Origin of the sequence: Halomonas getboli (genome assembly GCF_023094245.1) — a bacterium.
GTDB classification, from domain to species: Bacteria; Pseudomonadota; Gammaproteobacteria; order Pseudomonadales; family Halomonadaceae; genus Halomonas; species Halomonas getboli.
Genome location: NZ_JALMEW010000007.1, coordinates 1 through 25,095, shown reverse-complemented (window position 1 = coordinate 25,095; position 25,095 = coordinate 1). Strand labels below are relative to the sequence as shown.

Genomic DNA, 25,095 nt, shown 5'->3' with positions numbered 1-25,095 from the left:
GTCTGGCGTCGGGAAAGCTCATCGCCTCCGTGCCGTGTCGCCATCCCGATGGATGGCTATCGGCCCGAGCCGGCCGATATTGATGCGGTCAGTTGTCGCGCAGCTTCCCGCGCAGTCGCCCCACCGCCTGGCTGTGCAGTTGGCAGACCCGGGACTCGGTGACGCCGAGCACGGCGCCGATCTCCTTGAGATTGAGCTCTTCCTGGTAGTAGAGCGCCATCAGCAGCTTCTCGCGCTCCGGCAGCGCCTCGATCGCCTCCACCAGCTGGGTGCGCTGCTGGTGGTCGATCAGCCGGGCGAAGGGCGTCTCGGCGACGCCGTCCTCCAGCAGCCGGCCCTCGCCGCCCTCGGCCATCAGCTCCTCGAAGGGCAACAGCTGGCCGCTGTTGGTATCGCTGAGCAGCCGGCGATAGCTCTCGAGGTCCATCTCCAGGGCCGCGGCGATCTCGCTCTCCTCGGCCGGGCGCCCCAGCTCCTGCTCGAGCCGGCGGGCGGCCTCGTCGGCGGCCCGGGCGTTACGCCGCACGCTGCGCGGCAGCCAGTCGCGGCTGCGCAGCTCGTCGAGCATGGCGCCGCGGATGCGCTGGCTGGCGAAGGTGGCGAAGCTCGCGCCCTGGGCCGAATCGAAGCGCCCCAGCGCCTCCAGCAGGCCCACGGTACCGGCCTGGATCAGGTCGTCCAGCTCGATGCTCGCCGGCAGGCGCACCTGCAGCGCCAGCGCCTGACGGCGCACCAGCGGCAGGTAGTCATTCAGCAGCGCATCCTGTTCGATCTTGCCTTGTGCTGTGTACATGGCTCAGCCTCGCCTCTCTGCTCTCACGGGCCTTCGGCCTTACTGGAAGTTCACGATCACCTGCAGCTCCTCGACCGCCAGCGGGGCCTGCCCCGGCAGCGGCGAGAAGCGAAATCTCAGCGGCTCGCCGGCGGGCAGTCCCGCCAGGACCGAGCTGCGCCCGCGGGCGGCCGGCAGCGCCACGCAGCCGGCCGGGTGACAGAGCCGCGCCTGCCAGCCCTTGCCGGGCGGCGTGCGGAAGCGCCAGCGCACCTCGCGGATGCGGCCCTCGGTGCCGGCGGGCGGCGTCAGCGCCTCGCTGGCGGCCTCGCGGCCGACGATCGCGGCGCGCACCGCGGGCGCCTCGGCTACCCAGCTGCCGCCGGCCCAAGCCGCCGGCGTCAGGTCGGACAGAACGCTCAGCAGCAGACCGGCGAGAAGGCCGGGCGCGGCGCGGCGTCTCATGCCACCACCAGCAGGTCGATGCCGAAGTAGTGCCGGGCGGCCTGGCACAGGTTGTCGAGCAGCCCGCGACGCGGCATCCCCGGCGGATGCACGGCGATCAGCCGCCGCGGCCCACCGCCCTCCGCCAGCCGGCCGAGCACGCCCAGGGCGCGGCGAAAGGCCTCGCCGTCGGGGCCTACCCACAGCGCCCAGCGCGGCTGCTCTTGCGCCAGCACCGCCAGGTGCGGGCTCGAGGCGGCCAGCGGCACCACCTTCCAGCCGCGCGGGTCGCCAACCCAGCGCCGGCCCCGTTCGGCCCAGTGGTCGAGCAGCGCGGTCACGCGCTCGGCCTGTTCCGGCGCGGTGCTCGGCAGCCCCACCACCATCAGGGTGGTCAGCGGCGCCTCGACCGACTCGATCCGAGATGCGCCGATGTCCGATGCCCCTGTGTCTGACGTCACGGCGGTCGCCGGCTCAGGCACGGGGTCGCTTCCGGCCTCGGCGGCCGGGCGCTCGAGACTGGCCGCCCAGGCGCGCAGCCCCGCGGCCTGGTCGCCGGCCATCACCGCAGCCCCTCCAGGCCGGCGGCGCCGACGTGGCGAATGGCATCGCGCGCGGTCAGCAGCTGCAGCAGCGCCTCCAGCAGGGCGCTCTCGCGGCGACGGCGACGGCCGCCCAGCAGCGCCAGCAGGTCGCCGCGGACCTCCTCGGCCTCGTCATCGGAGGACTGGTCGAGATGGCCGGCCGCGGCTGCCAGGCCGGCGGCCAGCAGCTGGCGCACCTCGCGGTCGGTGTCGGCCGGCAGCAGCGTCGTCAGCCGCTCCCAGGCGCGGCGCGCCTGTCGCGGCAGGGCCTCGCCGTGGAGCTGGGCGATCAGCAGCGGCAGCACGTCGGCGGTGGCCGGCAGCGGCGTCAGCCACAGGCGCCGCGCCAGCACGCGGCCGCTTTCCGGGTCCACCAGACCGGCGAACCAGGCGGTCATGGCGCAGGAAGCGGCGGGGCCGCGGCGGCCGCCGGGGCCGCCGGGGCCGCCGGGGCCGGCCTCCACCGCCAGGCGCGCGAAGTGGACGCGCACGGCCTGGCCGCGGAAGCGCGCATCGCGGGTCTCGGCGGCCTCGGCCAGCGGCTCGAGGCTCGACAGCGAGCGACGCTCGCCGTCGTGGACGACACGCTGGGCGGGGCGCACCTGGCCGAGCCAGGGTGCGCGGGCCTCGTCCAGCCACAGCCAGGACTCGGCGTCGGGCAGGCCGGGCAGCAGATGCACGGCCACACCCTGCCGCTCCCGCGCCTGGCCGAGCCGCGCCGGCCAGCCCGCCGGCTGGCGATGCTGCAGGTCGGGCAGCACCACCCAGCCGCCGCGGTCGTCGATGCCCAGGTCGGGCATCGCCCAGTCGGCGCCGGGCAGCGAGCGGCGCGCCGCCCACAGCATGCCGGCGCGCTCCGGCGGCGCGTCCAGCAGGCGCGTGAGGTGGTCCTCCTGCAGGCAGACGGGCAGCGCGCTCAGGTCCCAGGCGGCCTCGAGGGTGGCGAAGCCGGTCAGCCGGCGACGCAGCGTGGCCAGCAGGGCGCCGAGGCGGCGGCCCTGGCCGAGCAGCGCATCGGTGTCGGGGCGAGCGCTCTTCACGCTGGCCGCGGGCAGGTCGTCGCCGGGCCGCGCCGCCGCCAGGGCGGCCTCGACCAGCGGCGCGGCCTCGGCGGGCGCCAGGTCCTCCGGCACCCGCTGGCCGGTGGAGACGTAGCGCAGCCGCAGGCCGTGGCGAATCAGGGTGTCCAGCGCCGGGCCCAGCTGGCCGGCCTCGTCCTGCTTGGTCAGCAGGCAGTCGTCGAGGGCCACGCCCGCGGCCCGGGCGGCCTGTCGATAGTGAGTGACCACTTCCTCCAGCGTGCCCGGCTGGCTGGCGGCGTTGAGCACCAGCAGCATGCGCACCCGCTCGGCGCCGCCCTGCAGCTGGGACGCCTGGGCGATGATGCGGCGGTCGCGCTGGCTCATGCCGACGGTGTCGATGATGATCCAGCGCCGGCCGGCGAGCTCGGCCAGCAGCGCGTCCATGGACTGCTCCGGCGACAGCGCGTGCAGCGGCACCCCGAGCAGCTCGGCGTAGATGCGCAGCTGCTCGTGGGCGCCGACGCGGAAGCCGTCGGTGGTGACCAGGGCGACGTGCTCGGCGCCGTGGCGCTGCACGCAGCGCGCGGCCAGCTTGGCGGTGGTGGTGGTCTTGCCGACCCCGGTGGGGCCGACCAGCGCCAGGATGCCGGGCGCGTCGAGGAAGGTCTCGGGGTCGATGCCCACCGGCAGGCGGCCGGCCAGGCGGCGGCTCAGCCAGGCCTGGGCCTCGGCGGGATCGGCCTCGGCACCGGTCAGCTCGGCCGGCAGGCCCTGGAGCAGCTCGTCGATCACCACGCGGCCGAAGCCGGCATCGCGCAGGGTCCCGGCCAGCGCCTCGCGGCCGGCGGCCGGCGATGTCGCCGGGGCGGCGGGCGGCGCGGATTCTCGGGCCAGCAGCGCACGCATCTCCTGCATCTCGCGCAGCAGCCGCTCGCTCATCGCCTCCAGGCCGCCGCCGCTGCCTTCGGGGGCGGCGGGCGCCGACGCGGGAGCCGGCTCGCTCGCCGGACGGGCCGGCGACGACACCGGTTCGGCCGGCGCCATGGCCTCGACCGTGTCATCGGCCATGGCCAGGATCTCGACGCCCGTCTCGGTGGGCCGGTTGGCCAGGATCAGGGCCTCGTCGCCCAGGGCGCTGCGCACCTTGCGCATCGCCTCACGGCTGGTCTCGCCGACGAATCGCATGACGCTCATGTCGCTCACTGTCCTCCGATCAGGGTGGTGACCCTCAGGGTCCGGTCATCGGGAATCTCGGCCTGGGACATCACCACCAGGTGCGTCAGGCGGCGGCGCAGGAAGCGCGCCAGCACCGGGCGCAGCGAGTGCTGCACCACCAGCACCGGCGGCTCGCCGCTGGCCTCGTGGCGGCTCAGCGCCTGCTCGGCCTGATCCATCAGCGTCTGGGCCAGGCCCGGCTCCAGCGCGCCGCTGCCGTTCATGGCCTGGTGCAGCACCTGCTCGAGCTGGCCGTCCAGGCCCAGGACGTTGAGCGTCTCGTGGCCGGCGAACCACTGCTGGGTGATGGCGCGGCCCAGTGCCACGCGGACCACGGCGGTGAGTTCGCCCGGGTCCTGCTGCTGGGGCGCGTGCTCGGCCAGGGCGTCGAGGATGGTACGCATGTCGCGGATCGAGACGTCCTCGTCGAGCAGGTGTTGGAGGATGCGCTGCAGCACGGTGAGCGAGATCGCCTTGGGCACCACTTCCTCGACCAGCGACTTCTGATCCTCTCCCAGCTTGTCGAGCAGCTTCTGCACCTCCTGGCGGCCGAGCATCTCGGCGGCGTGGCGGTGCAGCAGGTGATTGAGGTGGGTCGCCACCACGGTGCTGGCGTCGACCACGGTGTAGCCGTAGACCTGGGCGTGCTCGCGCTGCTCGGTATCGATCCACACCGCCGGCAGGCCGAAGGCCGGGTCCTGGGTCGGGGTGCCGGACAGCTCGCCGGAGACCTGACCCGGGTCGATGGCCAGCCAGCGGCCCGGATAGGCCTCGGCGCGGCCGATCTCGGCGCCCTTGAGGCTCAGCGAGTAGGCGTTGGGCGCAAGCTCCAGGTTGTCGCGGATGTGCACCACCGGCGGCAGAAAGCCGACCTCCTGGGCGAACTTCTTGCGCACGCTCTTGATGCGGCCGAGCAGCTCGCCCTGCTGTTGGGCATCGACCATGGGAATCAGCCGATGGCCGACCTCGAGGCCCAGGGTGTCGACCAGCTGCACGTCGTCCCAGCTGGCCTCGGGCGCCTCCGGCGCCGGCGGCGGCGCGGCCTGGGTCTGCTCCTCGACCAGCTGGCGCTCCTGCTGGCGGGTCATCCACCAGGCCAGGCCGCCGAGCAGCGCGGTGAACAGCAGGAACACCAGGTTGGGCATGCCGGGTACCAGGCCCAGCAGGCCCATGATGCAGGCGGCCAGGATCATGACCTTGGGATTGACGAACAGCTGGCTGATCATCTGCTGGCCGACGTCCTGGTCGGTGGTGACCCGGGACACGGTCACGCCGGCGGCGGTGGAGATCACCAGCGCCGGGATCTGCGCCACCAGACCGTCGCCGATGGTCAGCAGCACATAGGTGCGGGCGGCGTCGCCGAAGGCCATGTCGTACTGCAGCAGGCCGATCAGCAGGCCGCCGATGACGTTGACTACCATGATCACCAGGCCGGCCATGGCGTCGCCGCGCACGAACTTGCTGGCGCCGTCCATGGAGCCGTAGAAGTCGGCTTCCTGGGAGACGTCGGAACGCCGCTGGCGGGCCTCGTCCTCGCCGATCAGGCCGGCGTTGAGGTCGGCGTCGATGGCCATCTGCTTGCCGGGCATGGCGTCGAGCATGAAGCGAGCGCCCACTTCGGCGATGCGTCCCGCACCCTTGGTGATGACCATGAAGTTGATGATCACCAGGATCGCGAACACCACCAGGCCGACGGCGAAGTTGCCGCCGACCAGGAACTGGCCGAAGGCCTCGATCACCTTGCCGGCGGCGTCGCCGCCCTCGTGGCCGTTCATCAGCACCACCCGGGTCGAGGCCACGTTGAGCGACAGCCGCAGCAGGGTGGTGAACAGCAGCACCGCGGGGAAGGCGGCGAAGTCCAGCGGCTTCTGGGTGAACATGCTGACCAGCAGCACCATCACCGCCATGGCGATGTTGAAGGTGAACAGCAGGTCCAGCGCGAAGGGCGGCAGCGGCAGGATCATCATCGACAGGATCATGATGATCAGCAGCGGGCCGGCCAGCAGCTTCATCGGCACGTCGGCCATCAGGTTGCGTCGCGGCAGGTAGTGGCTCAGGGCCTTCATGCTCGTGCCTCGTCGGTGTCATCGTCCGGCCCCGGCGCCGCCACGGCGTCCGGAATCGGCAGGTTCTCGGGGGTCGGCGGGGCCTCGCCGCCCTCCTCGGCCACGCGCTTGAGGCCGAAGGCCCAGGCCAGCACCTCGGCCACCGCGGTGTAGAGGTCGGCCGGAATCTCGGCCTCCAGGTCCACGTGGTGGTAGAGCGAGCGCGCCAGTGGCGGCGCCTCCAGGCGCGGCACCCCGGCCTCCTCGGCCACCTCGCGGATGCGCGCCGCCACGGCGTCGGTGCCCTTGGCCACCACCCGCGGCGCGCTCATGCCGGTCTGTTCGTACTTCAGCGCCACGGCATAGTGCGTGGGGTTGGTGATCACCACGTCGGCCTCCGGCACCTGGCTCATCATCCGCCCGCGGGCCATGGCCTGCTGCTGCTGGCGGATGCGGCCCTTGACCTGAGGATCGCCCTCGGACTCCTTGTGCTCGCGCTTGACCTCGTCCTTGGACATGCGCAGCTGCTTGGCGTGGTTCCATAGCTGGTAGGGCACGTCGATCAGGATCACCACCAGCAGGGTCAGCACCATCAGCCCGCAGGCCTCGGCGGCCATCCACATGGCCCGCGCCAGGGCCTGGTGGACCGGCATGCTCATCAGCGCCATGAAGTCGCCGCGATGCAGGTAGAGGTAGGCCACGCCCACGCTGCCCACCAGCAGCGCCTTGGCGATGGCCTTGGAGAGCTCCACCAGCGCCTGGACGCCCAGCATGCGCTTGAGTCCCTTGAGCGGGTTGAGCTTGCCGAGCTGGGGCTTGAGCGACTTGGCCGAGATCACCCAGCCGCCGAGCAGCGCCGGCGCCACCAGGGCGATCACCGCCAGCAGCAGCAGCAGCGGCAGCAGGCCGACCAGGGCGCGCTGCCCCAGCGTCAGGGCCTGGACCAGCATCGGTATGGTCTGCATGGCCTGACGGCGCTCGAACAGGAAGGCCTGCTCCATGATGCCGCCGAGCAGCTCGAAGAGCGTGCTGCCCAGGGTGCCGAGACCGATCACGCCGCCGAGCAGCAGCAGGAAGGTGGCCAGCTCCCGGGAACGGGCCACCTGGCCCTCCTCGCGCGCCTTTTCCAGGCGTCGGGGCGTGGCGTCTTCTGTCTTCTCGTCGTCGCTGCTGTCGTCGGCCATGGCCATTCACCGGGCACTCGTGCGCACCCTGGCCATTATCCGGGGAGGAAGGAAGGAACGGTCAGGCGAAAAGGGCCGATTTTCGTGGGCTTATCCACGCGCCTCGGCCGCTTGCCGGAAAGGGGAAGCGGGAAGAAAGCACGGCGGAGGGAGCGCCAGGGCGCTCCCATCACCTACCGGTCATCGGCCGAAAGGCCGGCGCACGCAGGCCTTTTCGGCGATGACTCAGAACCCCAGCTGGTCGAGCAGGTCGTCGACCTGATCCTGGTCGGCCACCACGTCCTCGGCCTCGGGCTTCATCTGCGGGCCGTTGAGCAGGCCGTCCTCGCTGCGCTTGCTGGCCTCGTCACGCTTCCTGGCCTCGGCCTCGCGCTGGCCGTCGGCGCGGCGCTGCATGTCGTCGCGGGTCTCGCCCTGGGGCACGCTGTCGATCAGCACCTGCACCAGCTGGCTCTCGATCTCGCGGATGACGTCCATCATCTTCTTGATCACCTGGCCGGTCAGGTCCTGGAAGTCCTGGGCCATCATGATCTCGAGCAGCTCCTTGTGAGTGGCCTGGACCGTCTGGGGCACCTCGGCCAGGTAGCCGCGGGTGTCCTTGACCAGCTCGCGGGCCTCGTCGAGCTCCTTGGGCTCGGCGAACCACTCCGCCCAGCGCGCATCCAGCGCCTCGGCGCCTTCGCTGAGGCGGTCCTGCAGCGGCTGGGCACGATCGATGGCGTTGAGCGCTCGCTCCGCCGCCTGCTCGGTCATGGTCGCCACATAGCTCAGGCGATCGCGAGCGTCGGGAATCGCGTCCGCGGCCCGCTCGATCTCCTTGTCCAGCCCCAGCTCGCGCATGCTGTCGCGCAGCATGCGCGTCAGGTGGCCGATGCGCTGGACCAGTTCGTCTCCGTTCGCCTGATAGTCGCCAGGCTGCGTCTCGCTGCTCATCATCGCCTCTCCTGCTTGCCGGGCCCGTGCGAGCGGGCCCGGCCGGTATCACATGCCCAGCTTCTCGAAGATCTTGTTGAGCTTTTCCTCGAGGGTCGCCGAGGTGAAGGGCTTGACCACGTAGCCGCTGGCCCCGGCCTGAGCGGCGGCGATGATGTTCTCCTTCTTGGCCTCGGCGGTGACCATCAGCACCGGCAGCTCCTTGAGGCCATCGTCGGCGCGGATCTGCTTGAGCATCTCCAGGCCGTCCAGGTTCGGCATGTTCCAGTCGGAGACCACGAACTCGAAGCCGCCGCCCTTGAGCTTGTTCAGGGCATCCTGACCGTCCTCGGCCTCCTCGACGTTGGTGAAGCCCAGTTCCTTGAGCAGGCTGCGCACGATGCGGCGCATGGTCGGGAAGTCATCCACCACCAGGATGCTCATGTTCTTGTCCGCCATCGGGGATCCTCTCTTGACTCGTCGTGACGATTGCGTTGCGGAGCCGGCGGCTCGCCGCCGGCCGTGATCAGAATTCTTCCCAGTCGTCCTCGGCCGTCGCCGCCGCGCGCGGCGCGGGGCGAGCGGGCTGGGCCTGGGACTGAGGTGCGGCCCCGGCGCGCGGCGCCGGTGTCTGACGGGGCGGTGCGTCCTGGCCGGCCGACGGCAGCGCCGCCGCCTGGCCGCCGCTCAGGCGGAACACCGACACGGCCTGCTCCAGGCGCGTGGCCTGGGCCTCGAGCTCGGCGGCGGCGGAGGCCGCCTCCTGCACCAGGCTGGCGTTCTGCTGGGTGACCTGGTCCATCTGGCCGACGGCCTGGCCGACCTGCTCGATGCCGTCGCTCTGTTCCTGAGAGGCGGCCGAGATCTCGTCCATGATGTCGGTCACCCGGCGCACCGAGGCGACCACTTCCTGCATGGTCGAGCCGGCCTGCTCGACCAGCGCCGAGCCCTCCTGCACCTGGGCCACCGAGCCGTCGATCAGCGCCTTGATCTCCTTGGCGGCGTCGGCGGAGCGGCTGGCCAGCTGGCGCACCTCGCCGGCCACCACGGCGAAGCCGCGGCCCTGTTCGCCGGCCCGCGCCGCCTCCACCGAGGCGTTGAGCGCCAGGATGTTGGTCTGGAAGGCGATCGAGTCGATCACGCCGGTGATGTCGGCGACCTTCTGCGAGCTGCCGGCGATCCCGTGCATGGTCTGCACCACCTGCTGGACCACCTCGCCGCCGCGCTCGGCGGTGCCGGTGGCCTCCTGGGCCAGGCCGCTGGCCTGACGCGAGTTGTCGGCGTTCTGGCGCACCGTGGCGGTGAGCTGTTCCATGCTGGAGGCAGTTTCCTCCAGCGAGGCCGCCTGCTGCTCGGTGCGCGAGGACAGGTCGGCGTTGCCGCGGGAGATCTCCCGGGCCCGGCCGTGGATGGCGCCGCTGCCCTGGCGCACGTCGCCGACGATGGCGGCCAGGTTGCCCTGCATGTCGCGCATGGCGGCGAACAGCTGGCCGATCTCGTTGCGGCCCAGCACCCGGATCTCCGCGGACAGGTCGGCCTCGGCGATGCGTTCGAGGTTGCCGACCGCCTGGCGCAGCGGCAGCACCAGCAGCCGGCGCAGCGCGAGATAGATCAGCCCCAGCATCACCGCGGCCAGCGCCAGGATGGCCAGCCCGATGAGGCTGAAGCGCTGCTCCATGGCGGCATAGTCGGCCATCAGGCTGTTGCCGCGACCGCCGGCGTAGTGGACGAACTCGGTCAGGGACTCTTCCAGCGCCTGCTGGGGCTCGGCCATGCGCTGGCGCAGCTGGGAGAAGCCCTGGGTATCGACCTGGTCCAGGGTCTCGTAGCCCTGGCGAACCAGCGCCAGCACCGCGCCGAAGTTCTCCTCGACGCGCGCGCCGAGGGCCTCGCCCTGGGGCGTGCGCGGCACGCTGGCGTAGTGTTCGTAGCGCGCCTCGGCGCGATCGATCTGATCCCGGGCCGAGGCCAGGCTGTCATCGGCCTGGCTGGTGCGGCCCATCAGGAAGTGGCCGGAGGCCGTCTGCAGGTCGACCAGGGCGCCGGTCAGCAGGGCGTCGGCGCGGTTGATCTCGTTGAGCTGCTCGATGTTGATCCGATCGAGGGTGCTCAGGGTCTCGCTGGCCGAGCGGCTGGCCATCCAGCCCAGCCCGGCCACCACCACCAGCAGCAGCAGGAAGCAGGCCAGCACGCCGTTGACGACCCGGCTGATACGGAAGTTTCGCAGTACGTTGAGCATCGTGACGGCTCCTGTGGCGATGAGTCGTGGAGAATCGGGGTCAGACCCGCTGGGCGCGGCCCGAGGCGGCGACCAGCGTGAGCAGCCGCGGCGCCACCTCGTCCAGGGCGACCACCTCGCCGGCCCCGCCCAGGGCGATGGCCTCCCGCGGCATGCCGAAGACCACGCAGCTGGCCTCGTCCTGGGCCAGGGTCGGCGCGCCGGCCTGGCGCATTTCCAGCAGCCCGGCGGCGCCGTCCTTGCCCATGCCGGTCAGCAGCACGCCGATGGCGTTGCGGCCGGCCTGGGTCGCCGCCGAGTGGAACAGCACGTCCACCGACGGGCGGTGGCGATTGACCGGCGGCCCGTCGTCCAGGCGCGCCACGTAGTTGGCGCCGCTGCGCGCCAGCCTGAGGTGGGTGTCGCCCGGCGCGATGTAGGCGTGCCCGGGCAGGATGCGCTCGCCGTCCTGGGCCTCCTTGACCGTGATCTGGCACAGCCGGTCGAGGCGCTCGGCGAAGGAGCGCGTGAAGCCGCCGGGCATGTGCTGGGTGATCAGGATCGCCGGGCTGCCCGCCGGCAGCGGCTCCAGCACGCTGCGGATCGCCTCGGTGCCGCCGGTGGAGGCGCCGATGATGATCAGCTTCTCGCTCGACACCAGCGGCGCCTTGAGCATCTTCGGCGCCGGCGCATCGCGGCGGCGGGCGCGCTGCGGCCGCGAGCGCGCGGCGGCGCGCAGCTTCTCGGCGATCTCGTCGGCATAGGCCTGCATGCCGTGGCGGATGCCCAGCGACGGCTTGGCCACGAAGTCCAGCGCCCCGAGCTCCAGCGCGCGCAGCGTGACCTCGGAGCCGGCCTGGGTCAGCGACGAGACCATCAGCACCGGCATCGGCCGCAGCCGCATCAGCCGCTCCAGGAAGTCGAGGCCGTCCATGCGCGGCATCTCGACGTCCAGGGTGATGACGTCGGGGTCGTGACGCTTGATCAGGTCGCGGGCCACCAGCGGGTCCGGTGCCACGGCCACCACTTCCATATCGGGCTGCTGGTTGATGATCTCGGTCAGCAGGTCGCGTATCAGCGCCGAATCATCGACGCACAGCACCTTGATCCTGGGTGCACTCAAGGGGCATCTCCTCTCCATGCGGGCGGGCGGCGGATGACGTGCCGCCCGATCGCCTGCCAATGAGCAAAGCTATCGGCCGGCGCGGCGGGTTCTTTAGCGCACGTTCACGGGCGAGGCTGACGCACGTAGACCGTCTGCCCCCGCAGCCGGAAGGCCTGGGTGGTGTAGGAAAAGTTCTCGGAGTGCCCGGCGAACAGCAGGCCGTCGGGCTTGAGCAGCGGGGCGAAGCGCTCGAGGATCCGCGCCTGGGTCTGCTTGTCGAAGTAGATCATCACGTTGCGGCAGAAAATGGCATCGAAGGGCCCCTGCAGCGCCCAGGAAGGCGCCAGCAGGTTGAGCGAGCGGAAGTCGACCATCGTCTTGAGCTCCGGGCGCACCCGAGCCAGGCCCTCGTGGGCGCCGCGGCCGCGCTGGAAGAAACGCTTGATGCGCGCCTCGTCGAGCTTGTGGATCTGCTCCAGCGAATAGACCCCGGCGCGGGCCTTCTCCAGCGCCTCGGTGTCGATGTCCGTGGCCACCACCTCGGCGTCGCCGGCTCGCGAGCCCAGCGCCTCGGTCAGCGTCATGGCGATGGAATAGGGTTCCTCGCCGGTGGACGCCGCCGCGCTCCACACCCGTACCGGCCCGCGCCGCTCGCGCACGTGCTCGGCCAGCAGCGGGAAGTGGTGCGCCTCGCGGAAGAAGGCCGTGAGGTTGGTGGTCAGGGCATTGGTGAAGGCCTCCCACTCGCGGGCATCGGGATGCTGCTCGAGGCGCGCCAGGTAGTCGCTGAAGCGCGTCAGGCCATGATGGCGCAGCCGCTTGGCCAGCCGGCTGTAGACCATCTCCCGCTTGTGCTCGGCCAGCACGATGCCGGCCCGCTGGTAGATGAGCTGGCGGATGCGGCCGAAGTCGGCGTCGGTCAGGTCGAGGTCGCGCTCGAACTGGCCGACGCCCGCCCAGCTTCCCGGCCCCGGCATGGGCAGGTCCTGTGTCACGTCAGAATTCCTCCCATTCCTCCACGGCCGCGTCCTGGGCCGTGGGGGGTTGCGTCGGACGGGCCGGCGCCTCGGCGCGCGACGCGGCAGCCGCCGGCAGCGTCTGGCGCGTGGCCGCGCCGCGACGCTCGGCCAGCGCCGGGGCACGCTCCATGCCGGCGCCGCGTAGGCGGAAGGCGGCCACGGCCTGGGCCAGATCGGCGGCCTGCTGGTCGAGATCGGTGGCGGCCTGGGCGGAGGCCTGCACGCGCTCGGCGTTCTGCTGGGTCACCCGATCCATCTCCATCACCGCCTGGTTGATCTGGCCGATGCCGTTGCTCTGCTCGGTCGAGGCCGAGGTGATCTCGCCCATGATGTCGTTGACCCGGGTCGAGGCCTCGAGCACCTCGGACAGCGCGCTCTCGGCGCGCTTGACCAGCGCCGCGCCGCCCTCGATCTGGCGGGCCGAGCCGTCGATCAGCGCCTTGATCTCCTGGGCGGCGGACGCCGAACGGCTGGCCAGCTGGCGCACCTCGCCGGCCACCACGGCGAAGCCGCGGCCCTGCTCGCCGGCCCGCGCCGCCTCCACCGAGGCGTTGAGCGCCAGGATGTTGGTCTGGAAGGCGATCGAGTCGATGACGTCGATGATCTCGGTCATCTTCTTCGAGCCCGTGGTGATCTCGCCCATGGTGCCCACCAGCTGCTGCATCAACTCGCCGGTCTCGGCGGTCTGGGAGGCGTTGTCCGAGGCCAGGCCGCTGGCCTGCTGGGCGTTGTCGGAGTTGTGCTGCACCGTGGTGGTCATTTCCTCCATGCTGGAGGCGGTCTGCTGCAGCGAGGCGGCCTGCTGCTCGGTGCGCGAGGCCAGCTCCTCGTTGCCGGAGGCGATATCGCGGGCCGCCGGCGCCACGCGCTCGACGCCCTTGCTGACGTCGCCGACGATGCTGCCCAGGCTCTTGCGCATCAGCTCCAGCGCGCCGAGCATGCGCCCGACCTCGTCCCGGCCCCGGCGCGGCGGGGTGGCGGCGAGGTTGCCGGAGGCGATCTGCAGGGTGAACTGCTCGGCCGAGCGCAGCGGCCGGATCAGCGCCCGCAGCTGCAGCCAGCCCAGCGCGATCAGCGCCAGCAGCCCGAGCCCCATCATCACCGCCAGCGTCAGCACCATGCGCCGCTCGGCCGCCTGGGCCTGGTCGGCCAGCGCCGTGGCCGCCTGCTGTTCGGCGGCGATCAGGTCGTTGACCTCGGTCGACAGCCCGTCGCCCCAGTCGCGCATCTCCTTGGCGTGGGGCGGAAGCTCCGAGAACACCTTGAAGTTGTCGTCGGCGTTGAGCAGTTCGATGGCATGATCCAGCCCCGCCTGACGATAGTGGGCGAGGTCTTCGCCGAAGGCCTCGGCGGCCGACGTCGCGTTGCGACCGCCGTCACGATACGCCTGCCACAGCGCGTCGAGCCGCGTCTCGGCCTGCTCGAGGCCGGCGATCACCTCGTCGCGCTGGTTGATCAGCTCGAACGGCTCGCGGCTGGTCAGTTCCTGATGGCTCTGGGTCACCACCTGATCGATCTGCTGCAGCCGCGCCACATCCTGCAGGCCGTCGCGATTCAGGCGCTGCAGGCGCTGGCCGGCATCGTCGATGCCGAACAGCCCCAGGCCGCCGGCCACCGCCAGCAGCATGCCCGCCACCAGCACCATGGCCACCAGCTTGGCGCGCATGCTGCTCAGGTTCAGCCGCGCCAGGCGGCCGCGCAGGCCGCGCCGTACCAGGCGCCCCCTGTCGAGGCGATAGCCGGTCCTGTGGCCCTCGCGCATGCGCGCATAGACGGCCTCGGCCAGCTCGATCTCGGCCGGATCGGCCTTGGTGCGCATGGAGGCGTGGCCCACCACCTCGCCGTCCTCGACGATCGGCGAGACGCTGGCGTCGACCCAGTAGTAGTCGCCGTTCTTGCAGCGGTTCTTGACCAGGCCGTGCCAGGTCTCGCCGGCCGCCAGGGTGTCCCACAGGTCCTGGAAGGCCGCCGGCGGCATATCCGGGTGGCGCACCAGATTGTGCGGCGCGCCCACCAGCTCGTCACGGGGGAAGCCGCTGACCTCGATGAAGGCCGGGTTGGCGTAGGTGATGCGCCCCTTGAGGTCGGTGCGCGAGATCAGGAAGTGATCGTCCTTGAGGACGACTTCCCGCTGGGTGATCGGCTGGTTGTTTCTCATCGTCTGTTCCCTACGGCGTGTCTTGGCGCTGGCCATTTATTGTCGATATGCGGAGCGGCGGTCAGAACGACTCCCACTCCTCGTCCTGGCCTTGATCGTGTCGCTGCCGAGCGCGCGGCGCGTCCTCGGACGCCAGCGACGGCATCCAGCGCGCCAGGTCGGCGTCCTGCCGGCGGGCCGCCGGCGGCGCGAGGCTCGCCGAGGCGTCGCCCTGGCGCAGGCGGAAGCGCCCGGTGGCGTCGCGCAGCCGGCCGGCCTCGGCCTCGAGCTGGGTGGCGGCGCTGGCCGCCTGCTGCACCAGGGCGGCGTTCTGCTGGGTCACCTGGTCCATCTGGGTGACGGCGTCGTTGACCTGGCTGATGCCGTTGCTCTGCTCGCTGGAGGCGGCGGCGATCTCGTCCATGATGTCGCTGACCCGCTGCACGGCGGCGACGATCTCGGTCATGGTCCGGCCGGCCTTGTCGACCCGCTCGGTGCCGGCCTCGACCTGATTCACCGAGGCCTCGATCAGCCCGCGGATCTCGCTGGCGGCGTCCGCCGAGCGGCTGGCCAGGCTGCGCACCTCCTGGGCCACCACCGCGAAGCCGCGACCGTGCTCGCCGGCCCGGGCCGCCTCCACCGAGGCGTTGAGCGCCAGGATGTTGGTCTGGAAGGCGATGGCGTCGATGGTGCCGATGATCTCGGCGACGCGGCGCGAGCTGCCCTGGATCTCGTGCATGGTCGAGACCACCTCGCCGACCACCTGGCCGCCCTCCTCGGCGGTGCGCGTGGCCTCGACGGCGAGCCGGCTGGCCTGCTGGGCGTTGTCGGCGTTCTGCCCCACGGTGGAGGACAGCTCCTCCATGCTCGAGGCGGTCTCCTGCAGCGATGACGCCTGCTGCTCGGTGCGCGACGACAGGTCGTTGTTGCCGCTGGCGATGCTGCGGGAGCCCTCGAAGATCGACTCGCCGCTGGCCCGCACGCTGCCCACCGTCTCGGCCAGGCCCTGCTGCATCTTGTCCAGCGAGCCGTAGAGGCGGCCGATCTCGTTGTTGCCGAGCCGCGGGATCTCCTGGGACAGGTCGCCCTGCTCCATGCGCTCGAAGTAGCCGACCAGCCGGCCGAGCGGGCGGATGACGTTGACCGTCACGCCCCACAGCACCAGCACGATGATCAGGGCGGCGACGACCAGGGCGCCGATCATCAGCCCCTTCAGCAGGCCGGACTTGTCGAAGAAGCCGCTGTAGAGGGCGGCGCCGTTGGCCTCCGAGGCCTCGAAGAAGGCGACGGCGTCGTCATAGAAGGTGGCGGTGAGACGATCGACCTCATCGTTCAGGTCGGCGAAGGCCTGGGCGCTGCCCGAGGCCAGGGCCTGCTGCTGGGGCCTCAGCCCATCGTTCATCAGCGCGGTGAAGCTCTCATCGATCGGCGCGATCAGCGCCGCCTGGCCCTCCTGGGTCGGCAGCGCCAGGAACTCGTCGAAGGACGCCTCGACCCGGTCGAAGGTCTCGCTCAGCGCGGCGGCTTCCTGCTTGACCTCGTCCCGCTCCTCCGGCCATACGGCCTCGGCCAGACGCGCATGCAGGTTGCGCAGCTGCATCTGGGCGAACAGCATCTGGGAGTTGGCGCGGTTGAGGGTGGACTGCTGGTCCACGTTGACCTGGTTGAGCGTGCGCAGCGACGACTCGCTGTAGCGCACCGAGTAGAGACCCAGGGCGCTGAGCACCAGGATCAGCGCGGCGAACACCGCCAGCACCAGGCTCCAGCTGACCCGCACGGTCATGTTGTCGAGAAGCTTCCTCACCACGTACTCCCTTTTTCTGGAGGGGCGATCCCTGCCGCCCCGAATCACGAATATCGCCGTCAGGCCATGGCCGGTTCGGCCTCGCGCGATGACGGCGCGGCCGCCGGCAGCGCGGCGGGCGCCTCGGTGCCGGCTTCCGCCACGAAGCGGAAGTGCGCCACCCGCTCGCGCAGGTGCCGGGCCCGTGCCACCAGCCGCCGCGAGGCGTCGTTGTTGCCCTCGACCAGGCCCGCGTTCTGCTGCGTCATGCGATCCATCTGGGTGACCGCCTCGCCGACCTGCTCGATGCCCTGGCGCTGCTCCCCGGTCGCGGTGGAGATTTCCGCCACCAGGCCGGTGAGGCGGCGGATGTCGGCAACCATCCCGGCGATCACCTCGTCGGTCTCCTTGACCCGGCGGCTGCCCTCGACGACCTGGCCGTCGGCGCGCTCGATCAGCGCCTTGATCTCACCGGTCGCCTCGGCCGAGCGGCTGGCCAGCTGGCGCACCTCCTCGGCCACCACGGCGAAGCCGCGGCCCTGTTCGCCGGCCCGCGCCGCCTCCACCGAGGCGTTGAGCGCCAGGATGTTGGTCTGGAAGGCGATCGCATCGATGGTGTCGACGATGCCGGTCATCTCGCTGGCGCTGGCATTGATCGCCTCGATGGCGTTCACCACCTCGGCCATCGCCTGGCGCCCGCGCTCGGCGCCCTGGGCGGTCTCGCCGGCCACGGCATGCGCCTGCTCGGCGTGTTCGGCGTTGTGGCCCACGGTGGTGGTCAGCTGCTCCATGCTCGAGGCGGTCTCGGCCAGCGCCGCGGCCTGCTGCTCGGTGCGCGTCGCCAGCTCGTCGTTGCCCTCGCCCAGCGACTCCACCTCCTGGTGCACCGCATCGCTGTCGCGATGGATGTCGCCGATGGTGCCGGCCAGGGCCCGACGCATGCGCTCGACGTCGAACAGCAGGCTGTGCTCGTCGCCGCCGCGCAGGCGTACCGTTTGCGTCAGGTCGCCGTCGGCGATGGCCCGCACCGAGGCCGCGGCATAGCGCGGGTCGCCGCCCAGCGCACGGGTCACGCCGCGGATCACCCAGCCCATCAGCAGGCTGACCGGCACGCCGATGATCAGCAGCGCCATCAGGGAGCGGGTCAGGGTGGCCAGGAAGGCGGCGTCGACGTCGTCGATGTAGACGCCGGTACCGATCGTCCAGCCCCAGGGCGCGAAGCGCTCGTGGTAGGACGACTTGGGAATCGGCTCGCTGCCCTCGGTGTGCGGCCACAGGTAGTCGACGTAGCCGTCGTCGTTGGCCACGTCCTCGGCGAACTCGCGGAACAGGGTGCGTCCCTCGACGTTCTGGAAATCGCCGACGTCGGTGCCCGCGGCCAGGCGCGGGTGGCTGATCATCGCGAAGTCGTCGTCGAAGACGTAGAGATAGCCGCGCCCCTCGTCGTACTGCATGCCCTTGATCAGCGCCGCGGCCCGGGCCTTGGCCTCGGCCGGCGTGATCTCGCCGGAAGCGGCTCGCTCGGCCTGGCCGGCGATCAGGCTCTTGGCCAGGTGAACGGTGTCCTGGAGAGCGCCACGGCGCTCCTCCAGCATGGTCTGGCGGTTCTCCCAGGCGCTCCAGGCCATCATCAGGCCCATGGCGAGCCAGATGATGCCCAGGGAAGCCCAGAGTTTTCTTGTCGTTGTCAGCTGGCGCACGCGCTACCTCACGATCGAGTCGTTGTGGTTATCGACTCCGCTCCCTGTCGGTGAACGGGACGCCGTCCCGGCATCCCGCTGTCGGCGCCTTGCCGGCGCTCTTTTCATGACGGGTCGATTCACTCGCTGACGCTGTCGACCAGGGCCATCTCCTGGCTGGTCAGCAGCTTGTCGATGTCGACCAGCACCAGCATGCGGTCCTCGAGGCTGCCGAGGCCGCTGAGGAAGTCGGAGGACAGGGTCACGCCGAACTCCGGCGCCGGCTTGATCTGCTCGGGCGTCAAGGTCATGACGTCGGAGACGCCGTCGACCACGATGCCGACGATGCGCTCGCCGACGTTGAGCACGATCACCACCGTCTGGCCACCGTACTCGACGTTCTCCAGGTGGAACTTGATGCGCAGGTCGACGATCGGCACGATCACGCCGCGCAGGTTGGTCACGCCCTTGATGAACTCGGGCGCGTTGGCGATGCGGGTGACGTTCTCGTAGCCGCGGATCTCCTGCACCTTGAGGATGTCGATGGCGTATTCCTCGTCGCCCAGCGAGAACACCAGGAACTCGCGGTTCTGGGCTTCGGTGGCGGCCAGGGCGGCGTCGGTTGTCTCGATGGTCATGACGGCTCTACCTCCTTGGGATTCGGGGTCGTGGGCGCGGTCGTGCGGGAGTCGCGCCGGGCTTCTTTCTTGGCTCGGTTGAGGCGGTGCAGGTCGGTGATGTCGAGGATCAGCGCCACGCTGCCGTCGCCGAGAATGGTGGCCGCGGACACGCCGGGCACCTTGCGATAGTTGGTCTCGAGGTTCTTCACCACCACCTGCTGCTGGCCGACCAGTTCGTCCACCAGCAGCGCGTAGCGACGCCCCTCGCCCTGGACGATCACGGCGATGGTCTCGGCCAGCTCGGTGCGCGCGCCGGTGACGTCCAGCGCCTCGTGCACCGGCACCACCGGCAGGTATTCGTCGCGCACCTTGAGCACCACGTCGTCGCCGGCCATGGCGTAGAGGTCGTCGGGGCTCGGCTGAAGGGACTCCAGCACCGCGGACAGCGGCAGGATGAACACTTCCGCGCCGACCTTGATCGACATGCCGTCGAGGATCGCCAGGGTCAGCGGCAGCACGATGCGGATGGTGGTGCCCTCGCCGGGCGTGGACATGATCTGGACGTTGCCGCCCATGCCCTGGATGTTGCGCTTGACCACGTCCATGCCGACGCCGCGGCCGGAGACGTCGCTGACCTCCTGGGCGGTGGAGAAGCCGGGCGCGAAGATCAGCTGCCAGACCTCGTCGTCGCTCATGCTGTCGGAGACGTTGAGCTCGCTCTCCCGCGCCTTGGCCAGGATCTTCTCGCGGTTGAGGCCGCCGCCGTCGTCGATCACCTCGATCAGGATGTTGCCGCCCTGGTGCTTGGCCGAGAGGGTCAGCTTGCCGGTGCGCGGCTTGCCGGCGGCCTCGCGGGCGTCCGGCGCCTCGATGCCGTGGTCCAGGCTGTTGCGCACCAGGTGGGTCAGCGGGTCGATGATGCGCTCGGTCAGGCTCTTGTCGAGCTCGGTGGCCGCACCCTCGGTGACCAGCTCGATGTCCTTGCCCAGCTTGCCGGCGGTCTCGCGCACCACGCGGGGGAAGCGGCTGAACACGAAGTCCATGGGGATCATGCGCACCGACATCACCGCTTCCTGCAGGTCGCGGGCGTTGCGCTGCAGCAGGTTCATGCCGTTGTGCAGGCCGCTGTGGTTGACGTTGTCGAGTTCGCTGACGGTCTGGTCGAGCATCGACTGGGTGATGATCAGCTCGCCGACCAGGTTGATGATCTGGTCGACCTTCTCCACCGAGACGCGGATCGAGGAGGACTCGCCACCGGACTTGGCCTTCGGCTTGGGCTTGTCGGCTTTCGCCGCCTTGGCCTTCTCTGCCTTGGGCTTCGCCGCCGGCAGCGGCGCGTCCTGGCCGGAGCCTTCCGGCTCGGCCGCCGCCGGCGTCTCGGAGGCAGCCGGTGCCGTGGGCGCGGGCGCCGACTCGGTCTCCCGCTCGATCTTCAGCTGGTCGGGCTCGACGATGAAGCCCATCACCGCCTCGATGTCCTCGGCGCCGACCGAGGTGGACAGCGTCACCCGATAGCAGGCCTCGTCGCCCGACTGCGCCTCGACGCTGCCGAGCTGCTCGAGCTCCTCGATCAGCAGGGCGCGATCCTTGTCGCCGACGTTGAGCAGCGACACGGTCAGCCGGCTGCTGCCGTCCGCCGGGGCGGCGGCCGATGGCTCTGCGGCCTCCACCTTCAGCTGATCGGGCTCGACGATGAAGCACATCACCGCCTCGATGTCCTCGGCGCCGACCGAGGTGGAAAGCGTCACCCGATAGCAGGCCGCATCGCCCGACTGCGCCTCGACGGTGCCGAGCTGCTCGAGCTCCTCGATCAGCAGGGCGCGATTCTCGTCGCCAACGTTGAGCAGGGAGACCGTCAGGCGGCTCTCGCCCTCGGCGATGGGCGCCTCGGCGGGCGTCGGCTGGGTCTCAGGGGCGGGCTCCGGGGCGGGCTCGGCGGCCTTGGGGGCGGGCTCGCCGCCGTCCAGCGACTGGCCGATCTCCTCCAGCGCCAGGCGCTTGAGGGTCTCGCAGATGCGAGCGAAGGCCTCCTGGTCGGGCTCCTCGCCGTTGCGATAGGCGTCCATCTGGTCGTGCAGCATGTCCTTGGTTTCCAGAAAGGTGTCGACGATGTCGCGGCGCAGCGTCAGCTCGCCCTGGCGGGTGTGATCCAGCAGGTTCTCCAGCAGATGCGTGGTCTGCTGAAGGACGTCGAAGCCGAAGGTGCCGGCGCCGCCCTTGATCGAGTGCGCCGCCCGGAAGATGGCGTTGAGCTGCTCGGCGTCCGGATCATCGACGTCGAGCTCGAGGAGATGGCGCTCCATGTCGGCCAGCAGCTCCTCGGCCTCCTCGAAGAAGGTGTCATAGAAATCGGTGATATCCATGCGGTTCTCTACCCAGGATGTATGGCGCCTCTCAGGGCGATGATGCCGGGCCCAGGGCCTCGTTGAGTCGTTGGTTGAAACGCTCCATCGGCGACTCGGCGGGCGACGACTCGCGGCCGCCCCCCAGCGTCGATGGCAGGCCGATGCCGTCGACCACCCGCGGCGAGCGGATGCGTTCGGCCACGGCCTCGAACAGCACCAGCAGCTCGATGCGGCGGTTGATCGGGTCGCTGGGCACGGTGTCGGGCATCGTCACCTGATCGGCGAAGCCCGCCACCCGCAGCAGCTTGTCGGCGTCCAGGCCGCCGGCCACCAGCTCGCGGCGCGAGGCGTTGGCGCGGGCGGTGGACAGCTCCCAGTTGCCGTAGCCGCGATGGCCGTTGAGATAGGCCAGGCTGTCGGTGTGGCCGCTGATGCTGAGATCGTTGTCCAGTTCGTTGAGCAGCGGCGCGATCAGGCGCAGCAGGTCGCGCATGTAGGGCGCCACCCGGGCGCTGCCGAGCTCGAACATCGGCCGCTGCTCGGTGTCGAGCAGCTGGATGCGCAGCCCCTCGGGGGTCATGTCGAAGCGCAGCTGGTCGCGCAGCTCCTTGAGGTCCGGGTCGGCCTGGATCGCCGCCTCGATGCGCCGCTGCAGGTCGCGAAAGGCGCGCCGCTGCCGCTCGCTGGGGCGGGTCTGCTGGCGCAGGTCGATGCGCGCACGCTCGCCGTCCTGATAGGTCGGGTCCGGCCCGCCACCGGGAATCACGTTCTCGCTCACCGCCGCCCGGTCGCCGCTGGTGATCGCCGCCACCAGCGGGGTGCTGAAGTACTGGGCCACGCCCTCGCGCTGCTCGCGGCTCGAGGTGGAGAGGATCCACATCACCAGGAACAGCGCCATCAGGGCGGTCATGAAGTCCGCCAGGGCGATCTTCCAGCTGCCGCCGTGGTGGCCCTTGACGACCTTCTTGCGCCGAATGATGATCCGCCGGCGGTTGTCCCCCTGGCTCATGCGCTCCCCACACCCGCCTTGGATTCACGCACGTACTCCTCGAGCTCGCTAAAGCCGGGGCGCTCCTGGCTGTGCAGCGCCTTGCGGCCGAATTCCACCGCCAGCTGGGGCGCGTAGCCGTGCAGGCTGGCCAGCAGCGTCACCCGCATGCACTGCAGTACCTTCTCGACCTCCTTGGCCTGGCGCTCGATGCGGCTCGACAGCGGCATGATGAAGCCGTAGCCGAGCAGGATGCCGAGGAAGGTGCCGACCAGCGCGTGGGCGATCATCACGCCCATCTGCTCGGGATCGGCGTTGGAGGTGCTGAGCGCCTTCACCACGCCCATCACCGCGGCGACGATACCGAAGGCCGGCATGGCGTCGCCGGCCTTGTGGATGGCGTCGGCGGGGATGTGCGCCTCCTGCTCGAAGGCCTCGATCTCGTGGAGCATCAGCTCGTCGATCTCCATCGGATCCATGCTGCCGCTGATCATCAGCCGCAGGTAGTCGGTCAGGAAGGTCATGATCGTCGGATCGGCGAGCACCTTGGGATGCTCGTTGAACAGCGCGCTGTCCTGGGGATTGTCGATATCGCGCTCGATGCCGAGCATGCCGTCGCGGCGGATCTTGGTGAGGATCTTGTACTGCAGCGCCATCAGCTCCATGTACAGCGCCTTGTCGTACTTCTTGGAGCGGCGCAGCCGGGGCAGGATGCGCAGCGACGCCTTGAGCGCCTTGCCGTTGTTGGCCGCGATGAAGGCGCCGAGACCGCCGCCGCCGATCATCAGCAGCTCGGTGGGCTGGAACAGCGGGCCGAGGTGGCCGCCGGCCAGCACGAAGCCACCGAAGACCGACAGCAGGACGACCAGATAACCAAGGGGGATCAGCACAAGCGAGTTCCTTCGCCGACACGTGAATGACGTTTCTGACGAAGGCTATCGGCCGATAGGCGCGGGGACTTGAGGGCGGCGGGCGAGAAAGTTGGCGCCGGGGCGGAAGACTTCCACCCCGGCGAGACGGCGTCAGGCCTGGCGAGCGGCGATGGGCGGCTCGACGGCGGCCATCGCCTTGGCGGCGGCCGGCTTGGCGCGCGACTTGCGGGTCTTGCCGGCCCGGGAGGGCGGCTGACAGATCCCGCAGACGTAGTCGTGGGCGGGGCTATGGGCGTGGGCCACGAAGTGGCCATGGCAGCGGCCGCACTCGGAGAGCTGCAGCTGGTCGCTCTCGAAGAAGCGCACCAGGGTCCAGGCGCGGGTCAGGCCCAGCACGGCCTCGGCGCCGTCGATCTCCACCTGCTCCAGATACAGCCGATAGGCCTTGATGAAGGCCTCCATGCGACCGCAGCCGAGATCCACCAGCAGGCGCTGATAGATGTTGTAGAACAGCGAGGAGTGGACGTTGGGCATCCAGGTGATGAACCAGTCCGTGGAGAACGGCAGCATGCCCTTGGGCGGCGACATGCCGCGCACTTCCTTGAACAGCCGGATCAGCCGCGCGCGGCTGAGGTCGGTCTCGGTCTCGAGCACCTGAAGGCGGGCGCCCAGCTCGATCAGGTCGATGGCGAGCTGCACCTGCTCCAGCTCTTCCAGCAGGCTCTTAGCCGACATGATCGCCTCCTTCCGCCGGCATCGAGCGCGAGGCCATCAGCAGCGAGGAGTGAATGTGGGCGAGCCCCTGGTCGCGGGGGTTATCGACGACCTGACGCAGCTGGTCGGCGCTCTCGGCACCGAAGTGGCACATCAGCTGGTTGGTGTTGGCCAGGCGGGAGAGCTGCTGAACGTTCAGCGAGACCAGCAGGTCGGCCATCTCGTCATCGATCTTGAGCCGGAACATGGCCTCGGCCCTGTCATGGTTCAGCAACCGCTGGGCGAGCAGAAGATAGCCGAGATTCAGCTCGCGAATCTCGGCGACATGCGGATTGGTTTTCATAGTTCCCTGCTTTTATTGGCATTTCCACGTCACGGTCTTACGCCGCGTTCACGGTGGCGACTGTCGCTGCACAGCGGCAGCGTAGCGCCCCTTGTTTTCATTTTCGTAACACTGCCCACATCGGCGGGCTTCTTCAACGTGTAGTCTCTAACGCTTAACGGCGCAATACCATTGACTCAGATCAATGTCAGACAAAAGTGCTAGAAAGTCATCATCTTGAGACGGGGCAGGATCGTTGATTGAACGCTCAAGAAAGCCGCTATTTCTTGACGCCTTGGCGCCCCTCGGGATCGCCGGACGACTCGGCCATCTCGCGCACCCAGACCAGCAGCTCGGCGATCACCTGATACAGACGCGGCGGAATCTCCTCGTCCAGATCGAGCTGCATCAGCAGCCCGACCAGCTCAGGCGAGTCGTGCACGTAGACGCCCTGCCGCCGGGCCTCCTCGACGATACGCCCGGCCAGTTCGCCGTAGCCCTGGGCCACCACTCGCGGCGCGCCCCTGGCCTCCTGATAGGCCAGCGCCACCGCCTGGCGGCGCGGCTCGCGGGCTCGCTCGCTCATGAATCCACCTCCCTGGCCAGCGTCAGGCGCAGGCGCACGTCATCGAAACCGTGCCCCGCCAGGCGGTGGCGCAGCGTTTCCAGGCCGTCTTCCAGCCGTGAGCGCACGTCCGCGCCCGGCACCTGCACGTCGATATCCAGGCGCACCTCGCGCATCCAAAGCGAGACATCCAGCGGCCCGAGGCCGGCGACGTCCAGCGTCAGCCGCGAACGCCAGCCGTTCGACTCGTCGCGCCGCGAACCGCCACTCTCCTCGCTCTCCTGACGCTCGTCGCGCCGCCCCTGGGGCAGCTGGATCGCCAGCGCCATGAACAGCCCCGACCAGACGTCGCCCTCCCAGCGCAGCTGGGGCGTGGCCAGCATCTCCAGCTGGTGGCGCACCAGATGCTGCAGGCCGTCGGCGACCGGCTCGCGACGCGCCTCGGCCTGCGTCGCCTCGCCGAGCTGGGCGGCGGCCCGCGCGGCCTCGGCCGTGACCGCCCCGCGCGAAGACGCCGCCGACGCCTCGCTACCCACCGGCACGCCGGCTG

The 25,095-nt window shown here is 70.4% G+C and carries 22 protein-coding genes; all 22 read right to left on the bottom strand.

All coding sequences use genetic code 11. The annotated features are described in order from the left end of the window. Positions 1–88: 88 nt before the first annotated feature. Positions 89–793, bottom strand: a complete 705-nt coding sequence (locus MYL53_RS14125) for an RNA polymerase sigma factor FliA (RefSeq protein ID WP_247854588.1) — start codon at positions 791–793, stop codon at positions 89–91. 39 nt (positions 794–832) lie between these two features. Next, complete coding sequence (locus MYL53_RS14120; RefSeq protein ID WP_247854587.1) at positions 833–1,237, bottom strand: flagellar protein FlhE; 405 nt, start codon at positions 1,235–1,237, stop codon at positions 833–835. Continuing rightward, positions 1,234–1,779, bottom strand: a complete 546-nt coding sequence (locus MYL53_RS14115; RefSeq protein WP_247854586.1) for a hypothetical protein — start codon at positions 1,777–1,779, stop codon at positions 1,234–1,236. Before MYL53_RS14115 ends, MYL53_RS14120 begins: the two co-directional genes overlap by 4 nt. Next, positions 1,779–4,016: a flagellar biosynthesis GTPase FlhF gene (flhF, locus tag MYL53_RS14110; RefSeq protein WP_247854585.1), complete on the bottom strand. Its 2,238-nt coding sequence runs from the start codon at positions 4,014–4,016 to the stop codon at positions 1,779–1,781. Before flhF ends, MYL53_RS14115 begins: the two co-directional genes overlap by 1 nt. A gap of 5 nt (positions 4,017–4,021) precedes the next feature. Further along, the gene (flhA, locus tag MYL53_RS14105; RefSeq protein WP_247854584.1) at positions 4,022–6,103 is read right to left on the bottom strand and encodes a flagellar biosynthesis protein FlhA; all 2,082 of its coding nucleotides are present in this window, start codon (positions 6,101–6,103) and stop codon (positions 4,022–4,024) included. After that, positions 6,100–7,266 (bottom strand): flagellar biosynthesis protein FlhB, encoded by a 1,167-nt coding sequence (gene flhB / locus MYL53_RS14100; RefSeq protein WP_247854583.1) that lies wholly within the window; start codon positions 7,264–7,266, stop codon positions 6,100–6,102. Before flhB ends, flhA begins: the two co-directional genes overlap by 4 nt. Positions 7,267–7,491: 225 nt before the next feature. Beyond that, the gene (gene cheZ, locus MYL53_RS14095) at positions 7,492–8,199 is read right to left on the bottom strand and encodes a protein phosphatase CheZ (RefSeq protein ID WP_425591760.1); all 708 of its coding nucleotides are present in this window, start codon (positions 8,197–8,199) and stop codon (positions 7,492–7,494) included. Between the two features lie 48 nt (positions 8,200–8,247). Continuing rightward, positions 8,248–8,637 carry a chemotaxis response regulator CheY gene (gene cheY / locus MYL53_RS14090; protein WP_247854581.1) on the bottom strand — a complete coding sequence of 130 codons (390 nt, stop codon included), beginning with the start codon at positions 8,635–8,637 and terminating at the stop codon, positions 8,248–8,250. A gap of 67 nt (positions 8,638–8,704) precedes the next feature. Further along, positions 8,705–10,417, bottom strand: a complete 1,713-nt coding sequence (locus MYL53_RS14085; RefSeq protein WP_247854580.1) for a methyl-accepting chemotaxis protein — start codon at positions 10,415–10,417, stop codon at positions 8,705–8,707. Positions 10,418–10,457: 40 nt separating this feature from the next. Then, positions 10,458–11,519, bottom strand: a complete 1,062-nt coding sequence (locus MYL53_RS14080; RefSeq protein ID WP_282103592.1) for a protein-glutamate methylesterase/protein-glutamine glutaminase — start codon at positions 11,517–11,519, stop codon at positions 10,458–10,460. Between the two features lie 104 nt (positions 11,520–11,623). Continuing rightward, positions 11,624–12,478 carry a protein-glutamate O-methyltransferase CheR gene (gene cheR / locus MYL53_RS14075; RefSeq protein ID WP_247854737.1) on the bottom strand — a complete coding sequence of 285 codons (855 nt, stop codon included), beginning with the start codon at positions 12,476–12,478 and terminating at the stop codon, positions 11,624–11,626. Between the two features lie 19 nt (positions 12,479–12,497). After that, a complete protein-coding gene (locus MYL53_RS14070; RefSeq protein ID WP_247854578.1) occupies positions 12,498–14,678 on the bottom strand; it encodes a methyl-accepting chemotaxis protein in 2,181 nt (726 codons plus the stop codon). Positions 14,679–14,739: 61 nt separating this feature from the next. Further along, a complete protein-coding gene (locus tag MYL53_RS17285; RefSeq protein WP_345740382.1) occupies positions 14,740–16,461 on the bottom strand; it encodes a methyl-accepting chemotaxis protein in 1,722 nt (573 codons plus the stop codon). A gap of 59 nt (positions 16,462–16,520) precedes the next feature. Beyond that, the gene (locus MYL53_RS14055) at positions 16,521–18,140 is read right to left on the bottom strand and encodes a methyl-accepting chemotaxis protein (protein WP_247854577.1); all 1,620 of its coding nucleotides are present in this window, start codon (positions 18,138–18,140) and stop codon (positions 16,521–16,523) included. 119 nt (positions 18,141–18,259) lie between these two features. Then, positions 18,260–18,757: a chemotaxis protein CheW gene (cheW, locus tag MYL53_RS14050; RefSeq protein ID WP_247854576.1), complete on the bottom strand. Its 498-nt coding sequence runs from the start codon at positions 18,755–18,757 to the stop codon at positions 18,260–18,262. Then, positions 18,754–21,102, bottom strand: a complete 2,349-nt coding sequence (locus MYL53_RS14045; RefSeq protein WP_247854575.1) for a chemotaxis protein CheW — start codon at positions 21,100–21,102, stop codon at positions 18,754–18,756. The genes cheW and MYL53_RS14045 overlap by 4 nt, the downstream gene beginning before the upstream one ends. 31 nt (positions 21,103–21,133) lie before the next feature. Beyond that, positions 21,134–22,093 (bottom strand): flagellar motor protein MotB, encoded by a 960-nt coding sequence (gene motB / locus MYL53_RS14040; RefSeq protein ID WP_247854574.1) that lies wholly within the window; start codon positions 22,091–22,093, stop codon positions 21,134–21,136. Continuing rightward, positions 22,090–22,962 carry a flagellar motor stator protein MotA gene (gene motA / locus MYL53_RS14035; protein WP_247854573.1) on the bottom strand — a complete coding sequence of 291 codons (873 nt, stop codon included), beginning with the start codon at positions 22,960–22,962 and terminating at the stop codon, positions 22,090–22,092. Before motA ends, motB begins: the two co-directional genes overlap by 4 nt. A 132-nt stretch (positions 22,963–23,094) precedes the next feature. Next, positions 23,095–23,679 carry a flagellar transcriptional regulator FlhC gene (flhC, locus tag MYL53_RS14030; protein WP_247854572.1) on the bottom strand — a complete coding sequence of 195 codons (585 nt, stop codon included), beginning with the start codon at positions 23,677–23,679 and terminating at the stop codon, positions 23,095–23,097. Further along, entirely contained in the window at positions 23,669–24,001 is a 333-nt protein-coding gene (flhD, locus tag MYL53_RS14025; RefSeq protein WP_247854571.1) for a flagellar transcriptional regulator FlhD, read from the bottom strand. The genes flhC and flhD overlap by 11 nt, the downstream gene beginning before the upstream one ends. A gap of 259 nt (positions 24,002–24,260) precedes the next feature. Beyond that, positions 24,261–24,566, bottom strand: coding sequence for an EscU/YscU/HrcU family type III secretion system export apparatus switch protein (locus tag MYL53_RS14020; RefSeq protein ID WP_247854570.1), 306 nt, complete (start codon positions 24,564–24,566; stop codon positions 24,261–24,263). After that, the coding region (fliK, locus tag MYL53_RS14015) for a flagellar hook-length control protein FliK (RefSeq protein WP_247854569.1) at positions 24,563–25,095 on the bottom strand (533 nt) is incomplete at its 5' end. The genes MYL53_RS14020 and fliK, both read right to left, overlap by 4 nt.

Excerpts from the sequence above, each read along its gene's own strand:
- MYL53_RS14125 (WP_247854588.1), bottom strand. The coding sequence starts at position 793 with ATGTACACAGCACAAGGCAAGATCGAACAGGATGCGCTGCTGAATGAC.
- MYL53_RS14120 (WP_247854587.1), bottom strand. The coding sequence starts at position 1,237 with ATGAGACGCCGCGCCGCGCCCGGCCTTCTCGCCGGTCTGCTGCTGAGC.
- MYL53_RS14115 (WP_247854586.1), bottom strand. The coding sequence starts at position 1,779 with ATGGCCGGCGACCAGGCCGCGGGGCTGCGCGCCTGGGCGGCCAGTCTC.
- flhF (WP_247854585.1), bottom strand. The coding sequence starts at position 4,016 with ATGAGCGTCATGCGATTCGTCGGCGAGACCAGCCGTGAGGCGATGCGC.
- flhA (WP_247854584.1), bottom strand. The coding sequence starts at position 6,103 with ATGAAGGCCCTGAGCCACTACCTGCCGCGACGCAACCTGATGGCCGAC.
- flhB (WP_247854583.1), bottom strand. The coding sequence starts at position 7,266 with ATGGCCGACGACAGCAGCGACGACGAGAAGACAGAAGACGCCACGCCC.
- cheZ (WP_425591760.1), bottom strand. The coding sequence starts at position 8,199 with ATGAGCAGCGAGACGCAGCCTGGCGACTATCAGGCGAACGGAGACGAA.
- cheY (WP_247854581.1), bottom strand. The coding sequence starts at position 8,637 with ATGGCGGACAAGAACATGAGCATCCTGGTGGTGGATGACTTCCCGACC.
- MYL53_RS14085 (WP_247854580.1), bottom strand. The coding sequence starts at position 10,417 with ATGCTCAACGTACTGCGAAACTTCCGTATCAGCCGGGTCGTCAACGGC.
- cheR (WP_247854737.1), bottom strand. The coding sequence starts at position 12,478 with ATGCCGGGGCCGGGAAGCTGGGCGGGCGTCGGCCAGTTCGAGCGCGAC.
- MYL53_RS14070 (WP_247854578.1), bottom strand. The coding sequence starts at position 14,678 with ATGAGAAACAACCAGCCGATCACCCAGCGGGAAGTCGTCCTCAAGGAC.
- cheW (WP_247854576.1), bottom strand. The coding sequence starts at position 18,757 with ATGACCATCGAGACAACCGACGCCGCCCTGGCCGCCACCGAAGCCCAG.
- MYL53_RS14045 (WP_247854575.1), bottom strand. The coding sequence starts at position 21,102 with ATGGATATCACCGATTTCTATGACACCTTCTTCGAGGAGGCCGAGGAG.
- motB (WP_247854574.1), bottom strand. The coding sequence starts at position 22,093 with ATGAGCCAGGGGGACAACCGCCGGCGGATCATCATTCGGCGCAAGAAG.
- flhC (WP_247854572.1), bottom strand. The coding sequence starts at position 23,679 with ATGTCGGCTAAGAGCCTGCTGGAAGAGCTGGAGCAGGTGCAGCTCGCC.
- flhD (WP_247854571.1), bottom strand. The coding sequence starts at position 24,001 with ATGAAAACCAATCCGCATGTCGCCGAGATTCGCGAGCTGAATCTCGGC.
- MYL53_RS14020 (WP_247854570.1), bottom strand. The coding sequence starts at position 24,566 with ATGAGCGAGCGAGCCCGCGAGCCGCGCCGCCAGGCGGTGGCGCTGGCC.